Source organism: Levilactobacillus parabrevis (assembly GCF_044051715.1).
GTDB classification, from domain to species: Bacteria; Bacillota; Bacilli; order Lactobacillales; family Lactobacillaceae; genus Levilactobacillus; species Levilactobacillus parabrevis.
This window is the reverse complement of record NZ_CP168688.1, coordinates 1,246,598-1,264,543: the sequence shown is the minus strand read 5'-3', so window position 1 is coordinate 1,264,543 and position 17,946 is coordinate 1,246,598. Positions and strand designations below refer to the sequence as shown.

Annotated in this window: 18 protein-coding genes; 1 reads left to right on the top strand and 17 read right to left on the bottom strand. The window is 49.2% G+C overall.

The window, feature by feature from the left end:
• Window positions 1–23: 23 nt before the first annotated feature.
• The 8 genes from ACEPSU_RS06000 to rpsO form a co-directional block, all read right to left on the bottom strand.
• On the bottom strand, window positions 24–323 hold the full coding sequence (locus ACEPSU_RS06000) for a nucleoside triphosphate pyrophosphohydrolase family protein (RefSeq protein ID WP_020090261.1): 300 nt from the start codon (window positions 321–323) through the stop codon (window positions 24–26).
• 2 nt (window positions 324–325) lie between these two features.
• Complete coding sequence (gene yihA, locus ACEPSU_RS05995) at window positions 326–919, bottom strand: ribosome biogenesis GTP-binding protein YihA/YsxC (RefSeq protein WP_020090260.1); 594 nt, start codon at window positions 917–919, stop codon at window positions 326–328.
• A 183-nt stretch (window positions 920–1,102) separates the two neighbouring features.
• On the bottom strand, window positions 1,103–2,356 hold the full coding sequence (gene clpX / locus ACEPSU_RS05990; RefSeq protein WP_020090259.1) for an ATP-dependent Clp protease ATP-binding subunit ClpX: 1,254 nt from the start codon (window positions 2,354–2,356) through the stop codon (window positions 1,103–1,105).
• Between the two features lie 224 nt (window positions 2,357–2,580).
• Window positions 2,581–3,891: a trigger factor gene (tig, locus tag ACEPSU_RS05985; protein WP_020090258.1), complete on the bottom strand. Its 1,311-nt coding sequence runs from the start codon at window positions 3,889–3,891 to the stop codon at window positions 2,581–2,583.
• Between the two features lie 324 nt (window positions 3,892–4,215).
• The gene (gene tuf, locus ACEPSU_RS05980; RefSeq protein WP_020090257.1) at window positions 4,216–5,406 is read right to left on the bottom strand and encodes an elongation factor Tu; all 1,191 of its coding nucleotides are present in this window, start codon (window positions 5,404–5,406) and stop codon (window positions 4,216–4,218) included.
• Between the two features lie 181 nt (window positions 5,407–5,587).
• Window positions 5,588–6,544 carry a hypothetical protein gene (locus ACEPSU_RS05975; RefSeq protein WP_395323083.1) on the bottom strand — a complete coding sequence of 319 codons (957 nt, stop codon included), beginning with the start codon at window positions 6,542–6,544 and terminating at the stop codon, window positions 5,588–5,590.
• 76 nt (window positions 6,545–6,620) lie between these two features.
• Window positions 6,621–8,534 (bottom strand): ribonuclease J, encoded by a 1,914-nt coding sequence (locus tag ACEPSU_RS05970; RefSeq protein WP_395323082.1) that lies wholly within the window; start codon window positions 8,532–8,534, stop codon window positions 6,621–6,623.
• A 206-nt stretch (window positions 8,535–8,740) separates the two neighbouring features.
• Window positions 8,741–9,010: a 30S ribosomal protein S15 gene (gene rpsO / locus ACEPSU_RS05965; protein ID WP_020090254.1), complete on the bottom strand. Its 270-nt coding sequence runs from the start codon at window positions 9,008–9,010 to the stop codon at window positions 8,741–8,743.
• Window positions 9,011–9,286: 276 nt separating this feature from the next.
• Here rpsO and rpsT point away from each other — a divergent pair, with 276 nt between their 5' ends.
• On the top strand, window positions 9,287–9,541 hold the full coding sequence (gene rpsT / locus ACEPSU_RS05960) for a 30S ribosomal protein S20 (protein WP_056990141.1): 255 nt from the start codon (window positions 9,287–9,289) through the stop codon (window positions 9,539–9,541).
• Window positions 9,542–9,616: 75 nt separating this feature from the next.
• On the opposite strand, the gene holA is transcribed toward rpsT, so the two are convergent.
• The 9 genes from holA to ACEPSU_RS05915 form a co-directional block, all read right to left on the bottom strand.
• Window positions 9,617–10,648: a DNA polymerase III subunit delta gene (gene holA, locus ACEPSU_RS05955; protein WP_395323081.1), complete on the bottom strand. Its 1,032-nt coding sequence runs from the start codon at window positions 10,646–10,648 to the stop codon at window positions 9,617–9,619.
• On the bottom strand, window positions 10,645–12,912 hold the full coding sequence (locus tag ACEPSU_RS05950; RefSeq protein ID WP_395350720.1) for a DNA internalization-related competence protein ComEC/Rec2: 2,268 nt from the start codon (window positions 12,910–12,912) through the stop codon (window positions 10,645–10,647). The genes holA and ACEPSU_RS05950 overlap by 4 nt, the downstream gene beginning before the upstream one ends.
• On the bottom strand, window positions 12,912–13,391 hold the full coding sequence (locus ACEPSU_RS05945) for a ComE operon protein 2 (RefSeq protein WP_020088762.1): 480 nt from the start codon (window positions 13,389–13,391) through the stop codon (window positions 12,912–12,914). Before ACEPSU_RS05945 ends, ACEPSU_RS05950 begins: the two co-directional genes overlap by 1 nt.
• Before the next feature lie 164 nt (window positions 13,392–13,555).
• Window positions 13,556–14,257: a helix-hairpin-helix domain-containing protein gene (locus tag ACEPSU_RS05940; protein ID WP_395323079.1), complete on the bottom strand. Its 702-nt coding sequence runs from the start codon at window positions 14,255–14,257 to the stop codon at window positions 13,556–13,558.
• A 95-nt stretch (window positions 14,258–14,352) separates the two neighbouring features.
• Window positions 14,353–15,399: a SepM family pheromone-processing serine protease gene (locus tag ACEPSU_RS05935; protein ID WP_020088764.1), complete on the bottom strand. Its 1,047-nt coding sequence runs from the start codon at window positions 15,397–15,399 to the stop codon at window positions 14,353–14,355.
• The gene (coaD, locus tag ACEPSU_RS05930; RefSeq protein ID WP_395361633.1) at window positions 15,400–15,885 is read right to left on the bottom strand and encodes a pantetheine-phosphate adenylyltransferase; all 486 of its coding nucleotides are present in this window, start codon (window positions 15,883–15,885) and stop codon (window positions 15,400–15,402) included. It lies immediately after the preceding gene.
• The gene (gene rsmD / locus ACEPSU_RS05925; RefSeq protein ID WP_020088766.1) at window positions 15,885–16,445 is read right to left on the bottom strand and encodes a 16S rRNA (guanine(966)-N(2))-methyltransferase RsmD; all 561 of its coding nucleotides are present in this window, start codon (window positions 16,443–16,445) and stop codon (window positions 15,885–15,887) included. Before rsmD ends, coaD begins: the two co-directional genes overlap by 1 nt.
• A complete protein-coding gene (locus ACEPSU_RS05920) occupies window positions 16,442–16,723 on the bottom strand; it encodes a YlbG family protein (RefSeq protein WP_020088767.1) in 282 nt (93 codons plus the stop codon). Before ACEPSU_RS05920 ends, rsmD begins: the two co-directional genes overlap by 4 nt.
• A 16-nt stretch (window positions 16,724–16,739) precedes the next feature.
• A complete protein-coding gene (locus ACEPSU_RS05915; protein ID WP_395323078.1) occupies window positions 16,740–17,894 on the bottom strand; it encodes an FtsW/RodA/SpoVE family cell cycle protein in 1,155 nt (384 codons plus the stop codon).
• Window positions 17,895–17,946 lie beyond the last annotated feature (52 nt).

Below are 17,946 nucleotides of genomic sequence, written 5' to 3'. Positions count from 1 at the left end.
CTTTGCTTTGAACAGCCAAGCGATTACCGTTCCGGTTGGAACCCGTGGGGGTAGCGCTCGTTAAGGCGTTTAATGTTATCCTGGGCTACTTCATCGAAGTCGATGTCGGCCCACTGGGCAATCTGGCTGAGATACCAGAGCACGTCGCCCATTTCCTTGACGATAGCCTCGTGGTCCATGTCCTGACCGTGAAAGGTGTAGTTCTTCACGAGATCGACAACTTGGCCCGACTCGCCAGCTAGCCCCAACGCGCAGTTGGTTAGAACCTGTTCATTGCCGTACAACGTCCGGTTCGCAGCTTTTTGATAGTCATTAAATTCCATTCCTATTCCTCCCCAAAGGCTTGTTCTTCAATCCAGTTCCAGACGGCATCCTTCCCGACCTTCTTCGGTGCTGAGAACATGATGATGTTATCGGTATTAGGCAGGTTCATCGCCTTCTTGATCTGACTTACGGCTTGGTTCCACTTGCCACGAGCAATCTTGTCACTCTTAGTGGCAACGATCAGCGTTGGCAGGTTAAAGTAAGCTAGATACTGATACATCTGAACATCGTCTTCAGTCGGTGCGTGCCGGGCATCAACGAGGGAAACGACCCCTTTTAATTGGTCGCGTTGGGTCAGATACGTTTCGATCATCTGCCCCCACTTCTCCCGTTCCGACTTGGAAACCTTGGCGTAACCGTAGCCAGGGACATCGACGAAGTAGAGTTGATCCTCGACGTTATAAAAGTTCAGGGTCTGAGTCTTTCCCGGTTGACTGGACGTCCGGGCATACGAGCGCCGATTGATCAAAACGTTAGTCAGTGAAGACTTCCCGACGTTTGATCGGCCGACCAGCGCAATTTCTGGATACCCCGTCGTTGGGTACTGTGCGGGGTCAACCGCACTCATGACTAATTCTACGTGATTGACTTCCATTGGTTAATGCCATCCTCTCCAAATATCTTTCATTATTCTAACACAGAACGTCACCTCACTGGGGACTTTCTCGAACAGGCATTCTGCAATAAAGCGGTTAAAGCCCACTCCCCCAACCCTTTACGCGGCCATAAAAAAAGCGGCCAACCCAAGGGCCGGTCGCTACGCCACACAGTGTGACAATTATGAAGCTTTTTGATCCTTTAAGATGACTTCAGGTTCGGCATGGTCGGTTACGGTTTCAGCCGTAATCACAACCTTTGCCACGTCATCACGACTAGGCAAGTCGAACATGATATCACGCATCACGTCTTCAATGATTGACCGCAACCCACGGGCACCCGTATTCCGCGCAATGGCTAACTTGGCCATTTCACGAAGAGCAGCTGGCTGGAATTCCAGTTGAACATCATCGAGGGACAGTAACTTCTCGTACTGCTTGACCAACGCGTTCTTAGGTTCCGTTAAGATCCGAACCAAGTCGTTTTCATCCAGCTTTTCGAGGGCTGTCAAAATTGGCAACCGGCCGATAAATTCTGGAATCAAACCGAATTGGAGCAAGTCTTCTGGAATCACGTGTTGCATCAGGCTGTCGCCGGAAGCCAAAACGTTTTGTTCCTTACTGTCGGCACCAAACCCAATTGTTTGGTCACCCAGACGACGCTTGACGATCCCGTCAATGCCGTCAAAGGCCCCACCAACGATGAAGAGAATGTTGGTCGTGTCGATTTGAATGAATTCTTGTTGGGGATGCTTACGGCCACCCTGAGGCGGAACGTTGGCAATCGTCCCTTCAAGAATCTTCAGAAGGGCTTGTTGAACCCCTTCACCGGAAACGTCACGAGTAATCGAAACGTTTTCGGACTTCTTAGCAATTTTATCGATTTCATCAATGTAAATGATACCCTTTTCGGCGCGGTCCACGTCATAATCGGCGTTTTGCAACAGCTTCAACAGGATATTTTCAACGTCTTCACCCACATAACCAGCTTCAGTCAAGGTTGTGGCATCTGCGATCGCAAATGGAACGTTTAAAATCTTAGCTAGGCTTTGCGCCAGGTAAGTCTTCCCGGAACCAGTAGGTCCGATCACCGCGATGTTACTCTTTTGCAGTTCAGGGCCTTCGTCGTCAGCCTGAGCCATTTCGTTTACCCGCTTATAGTGGTTGTAAACGGCAACGGATAATGTCCGCTTGGCTTCGTTTTGACCGATAACGTATTGGTCGAGCGTGTTGACGATTTCAGCAGGCGTAGGCACTTCCAAGGTTTCTTGTGCGCTGTCTTGGCTGAATTCTTCATCAATGATTTCTTTACAGAGGTCAATACATTCATTACAGATGTAAACACCTGGGCCGGCAACGATCTTCTTAACTTGATCTTGTGATTTACCACAAAAAGAACAGGTCACTGGGCCATTCGTTTCGGTGTTTTCAAACAATAAACTTCACCCTTTCTCTCCAGGCTTAAGCCTAACTCATTACAAAAAGCTTTGTGTCAGTAAACCTGTCGAACTAACCAGATTTCCCTATCAATCGTGTACTATACCACAGATAAGCCCACGATAAAATCAATTTGCCTCAGCGGCTCAGAAAACCTGATTCTAATGAAAAACCGGGACAACAGCGACTGTCGTCCCGGTCAAGTCCTCAATTGGATAAAGAATTAGTCTTTATCTTCTGAGTCCTTCTTCTTGTCTTGCTTTGCGGAATCGGCAATCAAGTCAACGGCGCTCTTGATAGCAATGTCATGCTTTAACATGTCATCTGAAAGGGCACTGCGAACAGCACTTTCTTCCATGCCATATTGGCCAGCTAAGTCCTTAACTTCAGCACTGATTTCGTCTTCTGAAGGTTCGATCTTTTCAGCAGCAACGACGGCTTCAAGAACAAGGTTAGTCTTAACCCGCTTTTCGGCACCATCGGTGAATTGCTTCCGTAAGTCGTCTTCGGTCGTCCCAGTCAATTGGAAGTACATCTTTGGTTCGATACCTTGTTGTTGCATGTTAGCCAGGTATTGGTCCATTTGACGGTTGATGTCATCCTTCAGCATAGCTTCTGGGATGTCGGCGATTTCGGCGTTGTCAACGGCTTCGCTGATAGCTTCGTCTTCGATAGCATCGTGAGCAGCTTGGGTCTTTTGTTCCTTCAAGCTGTCCTTCGTCTTGGCTTGTAATTCTTCTAAGCTGTCAACGTCTTCGTCAACATCCTTAGCGAATTCATCGTCCAATTCTGGTAATTGCTTTTCCTTAACTTCGTGGAGGGTAACCTTGAAAGTGGCTTCCTTATCACGTAAGTCTTCGGCTTGGTAGTCCTTAGGGAAAGTAACCTTAACGTCAACGTCATCGCCGGCTTTGTGACCAACTAATTGGTCTTCGAAGCCAGGGATGAAGGAGTTAGAACCTAATTCCAAGGAGTAGTTGTCAGCCTTGCCACCATCGAATTGCTTGCCATCAACGTAACCGTCGAAGTCAATCACAACAGTGTCGCCCTTAGCAGCGGCTTCGTCTTCTTTAAGCACTAATTCGGCTTGTTGTTGACGTTGCTTTTCTAATTCGGCATCGATGTCCTTTTGGTAAACCCGCGTGTTTTGCTTCGTTACGCTGAGACCCTTGTAGTCACCAAGCTTAACGTCTGGCTTAACCGTAACAACGGCCTTCAGAACCCAAGCCTTACCCTTGTCCATGGATTCAACATCCACTTGGGGTTGGTCGACTGGTTCGATACCAGCCTCCTTGATAGCTTCTTCGTAAGCATCTGGTAACACAATGTTTAAAGCATCTTGGTACAATGCTTCTTCACCGTACATTTGGTCGAAGATTTGACGTGGTACACGGCCCTTACGGAAACCAGGTACAGCCAGGTTCTTCTTGGTACGCTTGAAGGCCTTGTCCAGACCATCCTTGATCATATCAGGAGCAATTTCAAAGGTTAATTCGCCTTGATTAGAGTCCTTTTTTTCCCATTTTGCAGCCATTATTTTCCCTCCGAAATGAAAGATATTACTATTTACAATTCTATCAATTGCATACTGTATAAGTGTACCTTATGCTATCCGAATTGTAAAATGATTTTTGCTGAAATGCCGTGAATGACGCGGCTTTCCTTAAATTTTTCTCTGAAAATCCAGTAAAAATAAACCGCTACCGGTAAATTACCATCACGAACCGATTATTCCGGATTCTCAGCCGTGACTCACTGAAATCGGCACCCGGCTCATTACGATATTTAGGGACGAAAAAAGGACTGAAAGGTCACCCCTTCAGCCCCTCTTTCAAGGCACACTAATTAATGAAATTAATTAGTCGTCAATTTCCGTAACGGTACCGGCACCAACGGTGTGGCCACCTTCACGAACAGTGAACTTAGTACCCTTTTCAATGGCAGCTGGTTGGATCAGTTCAACAGTGAACGTCACGTTATCACCAGGCATAACCATTTCTACGCCATCAGGCAATTCGATAACACCAGTGATATCAGTGGTGTGGAAGTAGAATTGTGGACGGTAGTTTGAGAAGAATGGCGTATGACGGCCACCTTCTTCTTTGCTCAAGATGTAGACTTCACCCTTGAACTCTTTGTGGGTTTGGATCGAACCTGGCTTTGCAAGAACTTGGCCACGAACAACTTGTTCACGGTTAATCCCACGAAGTAAGGCACCAACGTTATCCCCGGCTTCACCAAGGTCCAACGTCTTACGGAACATTTCAAGACCAGTAACAGTAGTCTTCAATACGTCGTCATGTAAACCAACGATTTCAACTTCGTCACCAACCTTAACCATCCCACGGTCGATACGACCGGAAGCAACAGTCCCACGACCAGTGATCGTAAAGACGTCTTCAACAGGCATAAGGAAAGGCTTGTCGTTTTCACGTTCTGGAGTTGGGATGTAGTCATCAACGATGTCCATCAAGTGAAGGATAACCTTAGTTTGTTCTTCGTCGCCTTCAAGAGCCTTCAAAGCGGAACCACGAACAACAGGAATATCATCACCAGGGTAATCGTATTCGGACAACAACTCACGAACTTCCATTTCAACTAAGTCGACCAATTCGTCGTCATCAACTAAGTCGGTCTTGTTTAAGAAGACAACGATGTAGTTAACACCAACTTGGCGAGCAAGCAAAATGTGTTCACGCGTTTGTGGCATAGGACCATCAGTAGCAGCAACAACCAAGATAGCACCGTCCATTTGGGCAGCACCAGTGATCATGTTCTTGATGTAGTCAGCATGTCCTGGGGCATCGATATGCGCATAGTGACGCTTTTCAGTTTCGTATTCAACGTGGGCAGTGTTGATCGTGATACCACGTTCACGTTCTTCTGGAGCAGCATCGATATCAGCGTAATCTTCGGCCTTTGCTAAACCTTTGTCAGCAAGTACCTTAGTGATTGCAGCAGTTAACGTCGTTTTCCCATGGTCAATATGGCCAATAGTACCAATATTTACATGGGGTTTAGTTCTTTCATAATGTTCTTTTTCAGCCATTAATGAAACCCTCCTGTATTTTATCGCAAGGACAATCTCTTCTCACAAGGAAAATTAATCACCCTTTGCGTAAAATTATACTACTTCTTTTCAGAAAGGGAAAGCTGGAACCCTCCCAAAAAAGAATCCTTGACCAGTATATATGCTGCAGAATTATTTGTAAACTAAAATCTTGCCGAATTTACGGTTTTTCATGATTTTCATGGTTAATCGGCCCAAATAATGCTCTCATGAAGTGATTTAAGCGGTTTTGCCACTCAGAAATTTCATTTAATTCTGCCGCACCGGTCTGATCTGTCACCGGTTGCTGCGCCACGACCTGGACCCAAGCCAGTGGATTCCGAATAATCTTGTCGATAAACGGATACAGCATCATCAATTGTAACGTAATTGTTTGCGAAACGCTAGCCGCAAGCATCGGATCGCGCTGACCCAGATCTTCATGCAGATAATTTTGCATGGTGCGGGCAGCCTGACTCGCCCCCACCGGCTGCAATTGACTGGTGTCTAACGTGTAATCCTCGTCGTCCAACCAGTGAAGGTGGACCGTCTTCGTCGTGTGTAGCCGTAAGAGTTCTTCCAACAGCGTTGCACGCATCAGGGGATGCAAAAAGGGGTCGACCAACAGGTACTGAACGCTCTGCATGAACTCCTTGAGTGGTAGTTGACGTGCGTGCGTTAAGCGTTGCCGCTGTTCGTCGAAGTCCACATCCCCCAGATGATAGAATTGCTTGGCCAAAACCCGTTGCGTTTCACCTAACGTCCGGCGTGAGTCCTCCTCGGCACTGACAATCTGGGCAATTCCCGTTTCACGCCAGCTTTTCGCCGCGGGCAGCTCACAGAACTCTCGAGCGAAAATAAACTGTTGATTTTTCAGTGCTACGTCTAACCGTAGCTGAAACGTTTCCGCCGTCGTCAAATAAACCGCGTCCTGTTCCGCGGCAAATTGCTCCGCCACCAAGTATTTCTCATCGTGGTAGAGACTCGCGACCAAATAGCGATTGAATTCGGCCGTTTGCTGGTCATTGTAGAGCCGTTCAAACCATTCAGTTGCCGTGGACCACTCCCCCGCATCAAACGCCTGGTGAGCCCGGACAACGGCCTGTTCACGAGCGGCAGGACTAGAAAATTCTCCCATAGCACATTCCTTTCTGGACCAGAATTGGTTGAATCAAAACGGACCGACGCCAAATGGTCTCGGTCCGTTCGTATTTTTACTGTTTGTCTGTTGTTTCGGCCGGCTTAGCTGCATGTGGCCGCCGCTTCCGATTACGCCGTGGCTTATGCGTTGCCTGACCATCCTTAGCCGTTACTGCGGCTTTGTTGCCAGCTGCCTTTGCCTTGGGTGCATTACTACCCTTTGCTTTCGGCTTCGACTTGGCCTTAGGCTTAGCAGGTGCCTTGACGTCTTTAGCCTGTTCCTTCCCCGTGTTCGCCTTGTCTTTGCTGCTTGCACGACGATGGTGCTGGTTGACTTCCATGATGACCGGTAAAATTACGGGACGTCGATGGGTCTGTTCAAAGAGGTAGTGACTCAAATGTTCACGGACATCCTGCTTCAAATGGCCCCAATCAAATTCCTTGTTATCGAGGTTATTTTGAACGGCCTTACTGATAATTTGACCACTCTCCTGCATCAAGTCCTTGTTAGCCTTGACGTAGACGAAGCCACGTGACGTAATCTTAGGTTCCGCCACAATTTGCTTCTTCTTACGGTCAATCGTCACTACGGCAATAAAGATCCCGTCGTCGGCCAAGACTTTCCGGTCACGCAAGACGATGTTTCCGATATCACCGACACCGATCCCATCGATCATGGTATCACTAACATCGATACCTTCACCAAGACCCATAGTCCCCTTGTCGTAAGTCAGAACATCACCCTTTGCGAGGATGAAGACGTGGTCGGCAGGCATTCCCAACTCCATTGCAGCGTTGGCGTGAGCGTTCAATAACCGGTATTCCCCCTGAATAGGAACCAAGTACTTAGGTTTCAACAGGTTCAACATGAGTTGCAAGTCACGTTTGTAGGCGTGACCTGACGAATTCATTTCATCGGAGATTGCCTTCACTTCACCACCGGCACGGTAAACCATGTCCCGTGTCTGGGCAACCGTCGTGTCCATGGCGTGCGAAGGGGTGGTCGTGATATAGACCAAGTCGCCCTCTTGCAGATTAAGCGTCTTTTCCTGCTTGTTGGCCATCCGTTGAATTGCCTTGATGGGTTCACCCATCTTGCCAGTCTGGAGGATTACCGTTTCAGCAGGATCTAAGCTGTCGAGTTGTTCTGGCGTTACTAGAAGGTCGTCGTCAAAGGATAGCTTACCCAGCTTCATCGCCGTGTTGACGATCTTTTCCAGGTCTTGCCCAGTCAAACAAACCTTCCGCCCGGTCTTAACGGCGGCGTCAAAGACTTGTTGAATCCGCAAGATATTTGACGCGACACAAGCAACGACCACACGACCGTTACGATAGTTGAAAGTTTCCTCGATGGATTCGGCAATCTCTTGTTCGGAAGCGTTCATCGTCGGATTTTCAGCGTTGGCAGAGTCACTCAGCACGGCTAAGACGCCGGCCTGACCAATGGCCCCAAGTCGAGCGTAATCCGTCTGATAACCTGGCTTAGCCGTCTGATCAAACTTGAAGTCCCCAGTGTATACGATTTGGCCTTCATCGGTCTTCAAGACGATCCCCATAGATTCTGGGATCGAGTGGGTCGTTGAGAAGAAGGAAACGACCACGTCACCGAAGTCAATTTCAGTCTTTTCGTCAACCACGTGGAAATCATCGTAGTTTTTCACCTTGGGTTCATCGGCAACGTTCAGTTTAGCTAACGCAATTGTCATTTCGGACCCGAAAACTGGAACGTTGAACTCACTCAAGAAGTAAGGTAACGCACCAATAGCGTCGGCATGGCCGTGGGTCAGGAAGACCGCAACGATGCGGTCCTTGTTCTCACGTAAGTAATTCCAGTCAGGAATCACAACATCGATCCCCAACAACTCATTTTCCGGGTACTTTAACCCACAATCTAAAATATAAATACTACCGTTAACGTCAACGGCATACATGTTCTTTCCATTCTCGCGGACACCACCGAACGGAATAATTTTTATCTTCGCACTCATAAGTTCACCTCAAGTATTTTCACTAGTTTTAAGTTAATCACTGATCTACTGCGACCAGTCTTTTCTTATAGGTATCGCTACCTAGATTCGTCCATGATTAAACTTTCTCCAGTCTACCATACTTTGGGCAATTACTGAACTACGAAGGTGTCCCACGCAAAAAAAGTCCATCTCCCAGAGGGAAATGGACTCGTCGGTGCTGCGAATTAACGACGCAGGCCTAAGCTCTTGATTAATTCACGATAACGTTGAACATCAGTCTTCCGTAAGTAAGCCAAAAGGTTACGACGGTGACCAATCTTCTTCATCAAACCACGTTGGGAATGGAAATCCTTACGGTGATTTTGCATATGCACGTTGATTTCGTTGATATCAGCGGTTAAAACAGCAACTTGGACTTCAGTAGAACCCGTGTCGCCTTCGTGACGTGCGTATTGCTTGATAACTTCGTTTTTCTTTTCTGGACTAATAGCCATGGTAAATGTACCACCCTTCATATAATTGCCCTAAACTGAGTAAGCCGACGGTGGTTGTCGAACCAACTAAGTTAAGGGTTTGTGCTTTTGCACAGTTACCTATCATACTGAATTCTCACAAAAATAGCAAGCTTTTCTGTGTAAATGCCTATCAAGTAAAATTGCTTTACATTTATCGTGCTAAGGTATTGCATTCGGTCTCTGGGTTCTGTATAATTACATACGTTGAAATTAAGATTTCCGGTACAGGAATTCTCATTCGGAGGTGAAATTTTCATGCCAATTATCAAATCAGCAATCGAACGTGCCAAGACCAACGTTAAGGCCAACGAACGTAACTCAGCACAATTAAGCACGATGCGGACTGCCGTTAAGCGCTTCGAAGAAGCCAAGACGGCCGGTGCCGACAACGCGGAAGAATTATACCGTTTAGCTAGTGCTGCTGTTGACCACGCCGCTTCTAAGGGCTTGATCAAGAAGAACAAGGCATCTCGTGACAAGTCACGGATGGCTGCACGTTTAGCTAAGTAATCAATTAATCAAACAGATTAGATGATGCAATTCAGGGGGTCGACCATTCCGGTCGACCCCCTTTTTTGATACGCTTTATGCCGTTTGTCCCCCGGCGAATTGCGTCATAAACAACGAAAACAACATTTCTGGCGCCATCGCGGTGGATTTCATCTGTTTTTCCACCCGAAATAATCCTAAATAGGCCTGGTTTAAATCCGTCAGCTTGAACCGCCGTTGTGACTGCAGTGCCAACTTGATTCGGTATGGATGAACCTTCAGGAGACTCGCCAGCTTGCCCTGACTGTATCCCTGCTTAGCCAACACCTTGGTCTGAATCAACAACCGGAACTGACCTTGCAAAATTGCATTGATCTTTAACGGTTCTTCCTTCGCCAACAACAACTCCCGGTATAACGTGACCGCCTTGGCTGTGTCCTTAGCCAAAACTTGATTGACCAGATCAAACACATTTTGTGTCAACGTCTGGGCCACCAACCCGGTAACAGCGTCCGGTTGAATCGTCTTCTGCGGATAGGCAAAGAGCTCCAGTTTGGGGAGCTCCGCCATCATCAGCGTCAGATCCGCATCCGTACGTTGGATCAACTCACCCAAAGCTGCTGGGTCCATAGTATACCCATCCTGCTTGAGTTGAGTCGTCACGAACTGCCGCACGTCTCGTTCGGAAAAGTTACCGATGTCAATGGTCGTGGCCACTTTCTTCAATTGCTTGGAAACCTTCTTACGGCCATCAAGCTTCTCATACGGTGCGAAAAAGACCAGCACCGTACTTTCCATTGGTGACCCTAAGTAAGTTTGTAGGCTGGCCACATCGTGTTCAACCTTTTGTTTCTTGGTCTCCCCGGTCAGAAACTGGGGATTATCGATGCACACGACCCGCCGCTCACCAAAGAATGGCGCTGCCATGGCATCGTCTAAAGCGACCGCCAACGGTACGGTATCCATATCATAGGTGGCATAATTCATCGTCTGTTCTTCCGCGGGAACGACCGACTTGAAAGCCGTTTTTAACCGCCGCTGAAGGTAGTCCGCCTGCCCCATGATCAGGTAAACTGGAGCGAGTTTGCCACCAGTCGCCAAGGTTTTTAAGAGTTCATTAATCGTCAAGAGTCCCGTTCCCCTTTTAGTTTAGTCTGCCAGACACCGTGTTTCCCCGCATAAACGTAACGAATCATCCCGCTCGTTTGGGTGCTCACTGCTGGTACCTTGGCCGCCCGTAGCGTTGCCAAAGTCTCAGCATGGGGATGCCCATAGCGATTCTCCCGTCCAGCCGAAATAATTGCCCATCGCGGACGGAGTTGCTCGATAAAGGCCGGTGCACTGGCCGTCTTACTACCGTGATGTCCTAATTTTAACACGTCCGTTCGGAGCTGTGGGTCATCGCCAATAATTTTCTGTTCACCCGCTTGGTCCAGATCCCCCATAAAGAGAAAGTTCAACCCACCAAAGTCGCCCTGTAAGGCCAACGAATTAGCATTTTCAGCTGGGGCTGCCTCATACGGATGGCGGACCCGCAGTGGGACCTGACTGGCAATCGTGATCGGTTGAATCTTCACTGGGAAACGACTAAGCGCCAACAACCTTTGCCAGCCTGGTTCCTTCTCCATCCCCGCTGGTACGAGCAATCGTTTAACCTTGATTGCTTGCAGAAAGGCTGGTAGATCACCGATGTGGTCAGCATCATGGTGGGTCAAATACAGATCATCTATATGGTCGATTCCCAGACTCCGCAGGTAATTCAGGTTCGTATGCGTTGCGGCATATGTAGTTGGCGTGACCGGCACCCATTTCGGCTGCGGAAAAGCCAGGTGACCACCGGTGTCGATCATCGCAATCCGCCGATTGAACGGTTCTCGCAGTAAAATACTATCGCCTTGGCCCACATCAAAGTAGGCAACCTCGCCGTGAAGTGGAAAATGAATCAAACCGTACATCAAACCATAGCTCGCGAGTAAGCCAACCAGCCATCGCCGACGTTGGGCGGGTGGACGACTGAACAACAGCCAACTCAACACCACCCATAACCAACACACCCACCACCAGGGCTTACCAAAGCTCACATTTCCTGGCAGTTCTGCCAACCGGGTCAGACCGCCATCCAACATGCCTAAGATGGCTGCGCTCCACCCGCTAATTATCGGCAGCCAGGAAAAACACAGCGCACCAATCAACGTTACCGGCAACATAACCAGTGGGAATAGCGGAACCAATATCACATTAGCTAGAATTGTGAGCGTATGCCACTGAAAGATCCCGTTCAGCAGACTGGGTAATCCCAGCAGCGTCAGACCAATCTGCTGCCACCAGGGCGACTCTTGCGCTAAAAGAATCAAGCCAAGTGACAGACCATAGCTCAGTTGGCTACCCAGCTCAAAGAGCATCCCCGGGTTCATCCACAAGCCTACCACTAAGGCACCTGCCCAGGCGTCTAGCGCACTCACTCGTACGCGAATCTTACGACCGCCCAGTTGAATGCCCCGCATCAAACAGGCACGCAGCACACCGCTACCACCTCCGGCTAGGATAAAGTAACCGGGAAGACCCAGGAGCAATCCCCACTCCCAGTGCTCCCGTTGGATGCGAAGGTGTACGCACAGCCACTCTACCGCTGTCAGCAGTAGCGCCACGTGTAGCCCGGAAATCGAAAATAGATGCAAGAGGCCCAGCTGCTGCATCCCTTGGAGTTCTTGAACGGCCTCGGCTGCGCGACTCCCGGGCAGGAGACCCAACGCGTAGACCCGCAAGGCTCCTGGAAGCCGATCACAGTAGCGAATCAGGCGTGTGCGTTGACGGTGCCACCAGTTATTCACGACTTGCAGTGGCGATGATGGTGCGGTCCGCTGTTGGCCAATACTGACAATCTTAACGGATTTGGTCACCCCACGATGCCGCCAATAACTGGCCGCATCAAACTGATTAAAATTCGTTGCCGGTAGAATTCCCACCTGCTGTCCATTCACACGCCAAAGCTGCGGTTGTCGCAATCGTTTCAACCGCTGAAGTTCCGCAGCGGACTGAGCCCAACCCCGCACCGTCAGCGGTTCCCCCGTCAGGTGATTTCGCGCGACAAAGTAGTAACCGGCACCGTGGAAAACGAGCGCATCCGGTTGAAAAGTCACGGCTAGCGACACGTTGGTTGGCCGAAATGCCGAAATTTGCCGGTGTTTCAGCTGACCCTGTCGCCAAGCGAAAATGCCACTAAAGACGGCCACTAACAGTAGTGCGATCAGAAGCGTCCGCCGCGACCGCAACGCCACTACGCGCCCCATCATTAAGACCACCAATCCCACGCCAGCTACCGGATGGCCACCAAAAACCACACTGATTGCCGCTACTGGTAAACACGCTAAAAACCAATGGTTAGCCGCCACTAATCCTGTTTCGGTTGTTCAAATGGAAGTTGCGTCAACATTGTCGGGTCTACCGTGACCTGATTCAAGGCCACGTGCTTCAACGCAATTAGTTTCTGAGCATAAGGATCATTGTGGTAGTTACGCATGTAAGTAATCTTCTTGATTCCAGCTTGCAGTAACATCTTGGTGCATTGTAAACACGGGAAATCCGTGACGTAGATCTCAGCCCCATCCGTGGCCTCACCAAATTTGGCACACTGTAGGATGGCATTCATTTCAGCGTGAATTGTTCGAACACAGTGACCGTCTACCAAGTAACAGCCCTCATCTAAACAATGGTCATCGCCCGACACCGACCCGTTATACCCCGCAGCAATGATCCGTTTGTCACGAACCAGAGTTGCCCCGACTGACAGACGATTGCAGGTACTCCGCGTGGAAATAACTAACGCCTGAAGCATAAAGTATTGATCCCAAGGAATTCTTTCTCGCTGCATGTTAAAGTCCCCATTTCCTATCAATTTAAAATTCATTTTTCAGTTCAGCGGAGGCATGACGACACTCACCATCCAATTACCTTCACTAGCTTACACCATCCACTTAAAATTAACATTAACGCACCGCCATTGATATGTCATTGGTTATCAGCGGTTCCGAACGTTTAGGTGGTCAATTGGTCCTGTAGGTTAGCTACCGTCTTCTCACCAAATCCCGGCACCTGCGTCAGGTCCTTGACCGTCTGAAAGGAGCCGTGTGCCGTCCGATAGTCAACAATCTTCTGGGCCTTCTTTTCGCCAATACCGGTCAGTTGCTGCAGGTCTGTCACCGTTGCGGTATTCAGATTAATGACGGATGCAGGCCCACCGGATTTTGCAGACGCGCCACCCCCAGATTGACTGGTCTTGGTGGCCGCCGACTCCTTACCACCGACATCAACCGGCTTTTCACCCTTCATCGGTATAGCTAACTGTTGCTGATCAGTCAGTCGCGAAGCTAAATTTACCTGCTGCCGGTCAGCCTTAGCAGTTAACCCCCCAGCTGATTTGACCGCATCGGCGACCCGCATACCGGCGGAAAACTCATAGAGTCCCGGGTGAGCCACGGCCCCCTGAACGTCCACAAAGACCCGTGTGTCATGACTACTAACCTGACTAGCTGCACTGACACCTACTACCGAGTGACTCGCAGGATGACTCGTTTGCGCCTGTGCCGGTGGTACCGCCGCGGGTAGCGGTGCTGGTGCCGCACGACTCGTAATCAACCACCCCACCAATCCAATTCCCACCACCACGACGAGTACCCCACCAACGATCAGCTGATAACGCCGCGCTAACCCTGACCACCAATCTCCAATCATTTGCATACGCATTGCCCCCTTTACTCTTAACTCCGTAATTAAAGGCAGAATAAACTTTTAAAATCAAAAAAATTCCCCTTTTTTCAAAGAGGAATTCTAACTTAGTGCGTTTGGAGGTAGTGAACCGCGTCATTAAAGGACTTGACGGGAACGACCTTCATATTCGGTGCGTATTTCTTCGCCGTTGCTTTGGCTAACTGATAGTTAGTCATGTGGTGTTCTTCATACTTCAATAAGAGCTTACTTGGCTTGACGTACGGGGCAAAGAAGACGGTCGCACCGGCACGTTTAGCCGCAACGATCTTCTTATCAATCCCGCCGATCTCACCCACATCACCATTGGCGTCAATCGTGCCAGTTCCAGCAATCTTCTTACCATGCCGAAGATTCTGGCCCGTCACTTGCGTATAGATCTGTAGGCTAAACATCAACCCACCAGATGGTCCACCGATATTCCCGGCATCAACCGTGACCTTGGGCTTTGCCGTCACCTTCACATTATCCGTCAAGGTAATCCCAATCCCGGCCTTCTTGGTTGGCAGGCGCATCAGCTTCTTCGTCACTGACCGCGTCTTACCATCATGCCGATAAGTAATCGTGGCCTTGGCGCCAACCTTTTGACGCTGAATGTACTGCTGATACCCGATCATCGAGTTGAAATGGTGGCCGTTAACCTTAGTCACCGTATCGCCAACCTGCAATTGCTTGGCAAACGGCGACTTTTGATCCACACTCAGCACGTAAATTCCTAGATAGTTCCGTGTCACCGGCTTCTTGGCGGCCTTATAGGCCGTGTAAATCGATTCGTTAATAGCGCTTTGCATGTAAAAGTCCTGAACTTTATCGTAGGTGGCATTGCTCTGCCCACCCGTTACGGCATCCACGCTCTCAATGCTGTAGATAGCATTCATCTTGGCATACAGGTAAGTCGCCGGCCGTGCTTGGGCCAACGCCACGGAGGTGATCATGTATTTTCCCTTATCCGTATCCGAATGGCCAGGCATCTTCACGAACGTCTTAAGATCATTCGCTTCACCGGGACCCTCAATGTACTTGGGGAGTGGCATAAAGAAAAACGCCAAGACGGCGATCGCTAAAATCAGCGTACCGATGACTTGACGCCACTGATGACGCGTCAACTTCCACATCTACTTGTCACGCTCCAATCGATCCCGCAGTCCCTGAGCGACCGCTGGCGGTACCAGCTGGGTCAGGCCACCACCGAATTGCGCCACTTCCTTCAATAGGCTAGACGACACGAATTGATACTTCGGCGCCGCCATCAAACAAACCGTATCAATCTGATCATCCAGTGACCGGTTCATGCCGGCAATCCCCTGTTCAAATTCAAAATCGGTACTGTTACGCAAGCCACGGACTAAGACCGTGGCGTTGACTGACCGCATAAAATCAACCGTCAATCCCGCTTCGACCTGAACAGAAACGTTGGCCAACGCCTGCGTCCCAGCCTCGATGAAGGCAACACGTTCACTAGCGGTAAAGACGCCACGTTTAGACGTGTTCTGCCCCACCGCAACAATCAGGTGGTCAAACATTCGGCTAGCCCGTTGAATCAGGTCCAAATGGCCGTTCGTCAGTGGATCAAAACTACCTGGAAAGACTGCAATCGTCATTAACCTTCACTCCCTAACGCATAAATCGTCAGCTCGGTAATCCCATAGTCTCGGCGCTCAACAAAGTCGAAACCGTCAATATCATCGGGCAATTGCGCCTGTTGGTCCGTTTCACAGATAATCCGGGCACCACTCGCCAACAGTCCCAGTTCTCGCAGAGTTGCCATCTGTTCAGCAATCTTTTGCTGGGCGTATGGCGGGTCAAAAAAGACCAGATTGAACTGATCCCCTCGATCGGCGAGTTCTTTTAAAGCTCGATTGGCATCGCGCTTCAAAATTTCAAATTTTTCGGGAGCCTTCGTGACGGCCACGTTATCCTTAATCGTCTTAATGGCTGCGTATTGCTTGTCGATCAGAACGGCGTGTTCCACCCCACGGGACACGGCTTCGATACTCAACCCACCGGAACCGGCAAATAAGTCCAGACTACGCCCGCCATCAAAGTACGGGCCAATGATATTGAACAGGGCCTCCTTGACCTTGTCCGTAGTTGGCCGTGTGGCCATACCGGGAACGGCTTTGAGTCGCCGACCACCAAAATCACCTGCTACAATTCTCATTCATCATCATCCTTCGTTGCGGCCGCCATTTCTTCGGCGACACCATTAAATGTTTCATTGATTGCTGGCCGTTGTGACGCAACGACCCGTTTGACAAAGCGTAAGTGGTTCAACTGATCCGTCAATGAGGCCACATCCGCTTGATCCACGTATAAAACCACATAACGCATCTTCTTAGACACATACATGACGGTACCGTAGCGCTTCAATTGGCGGGTCTGTTTTAAACTATACGTATACACGATCAGACTCTGTCGTGGTTGAATTTCAAATGCCATCAGTCGACCTCCTCAGTTAATGTGTGGCGCGGTAACGTTTCTGCCGCGCACTAATATTCATGACGACCCCCATGACCAGCGCAAGTGTCCAGGTACTGGACCCCCCGTAACTGATGAAGGGGAACGTTACCCCAGTAATTGGCAGTAGACCCAAGACCCCACCTAGGTTAAACAGCGTCTGCACCGTTAAATAGGTGGCCGCACCGTAACAAATCAGCGTGTGGTAGGCAGAGTTACTGCGAATCCCGACCAATACCGTCCGGGTAATGATTAAGAACAGCAAGGCAATCACACCCAAAGCCGTGATCAACCCCAGTTCTTCGGCCAAAATGGCCATGATGAAATCGGTGTTGGGTTCAGGCAAATATCCGGTCTTCTGGATACTGTTCCCCCAACCAACGCCCAAGATTCCCCCATTACTCAGGGCATAATAGGAGTTCACCAACTGCTGCCCAACGCCCTGTGAATGCTCAAATGGATTCACAAAGGCCACAACTCGTTGAAGTTGATAAATATTTTTAGCAAAACCCATCTCGGAAATCTTAACGGCCAATGGAAAAATTATCCCCATAACCACTAAAATTGCACCCAAGAAGTAAGTAATGGCACGTTTCCAATTAAAGCCACTCGACAGCAACATCACAAAGACGATACTGGCGTTGATGGTCGCTCCCCCTAAATCCGGCTGGATAAAGATCAAACCGATCATGACTGCACTAATGAGGACGGGTCGCAACATCACAGCCCACCAACCTTCAATGGCAATGGCATCCTGACGCCGATCAATGACGTGCGCCAGCCAAATGATAAGATAAAATTTCACAAATTCGGCGGGTTGAATACTAATTGGACCCAAGCGAATCCACCCGGCCGCCCCGTTAATAGTCTTGCCGATAATCAACAGAAACAGCAATGACCCAATTGCAATCACACTCGCATACTTCAGGATTTTCTTGTCACGTAACTTATTTAAATTCATGAGCACCATAAAGGTGTAGATGGCCAGTCCCAGAATCACGAAAAACAACTGTTTCATCAGGTAACTACCGGGGCTCCCCCCATTTTGCGAGCCAATATCAGCACTGGCGGAGTACACCATCACGATCCCAAAAAGGCTCAAAATTAAGTATGGCACAAATAGCCAATAGTCCAAATATTTTAACTTCCGCATACGTTTCACTCGCTCCAAGCCTGCCGTCCGCAGACGGTAATCGAATGTTTAT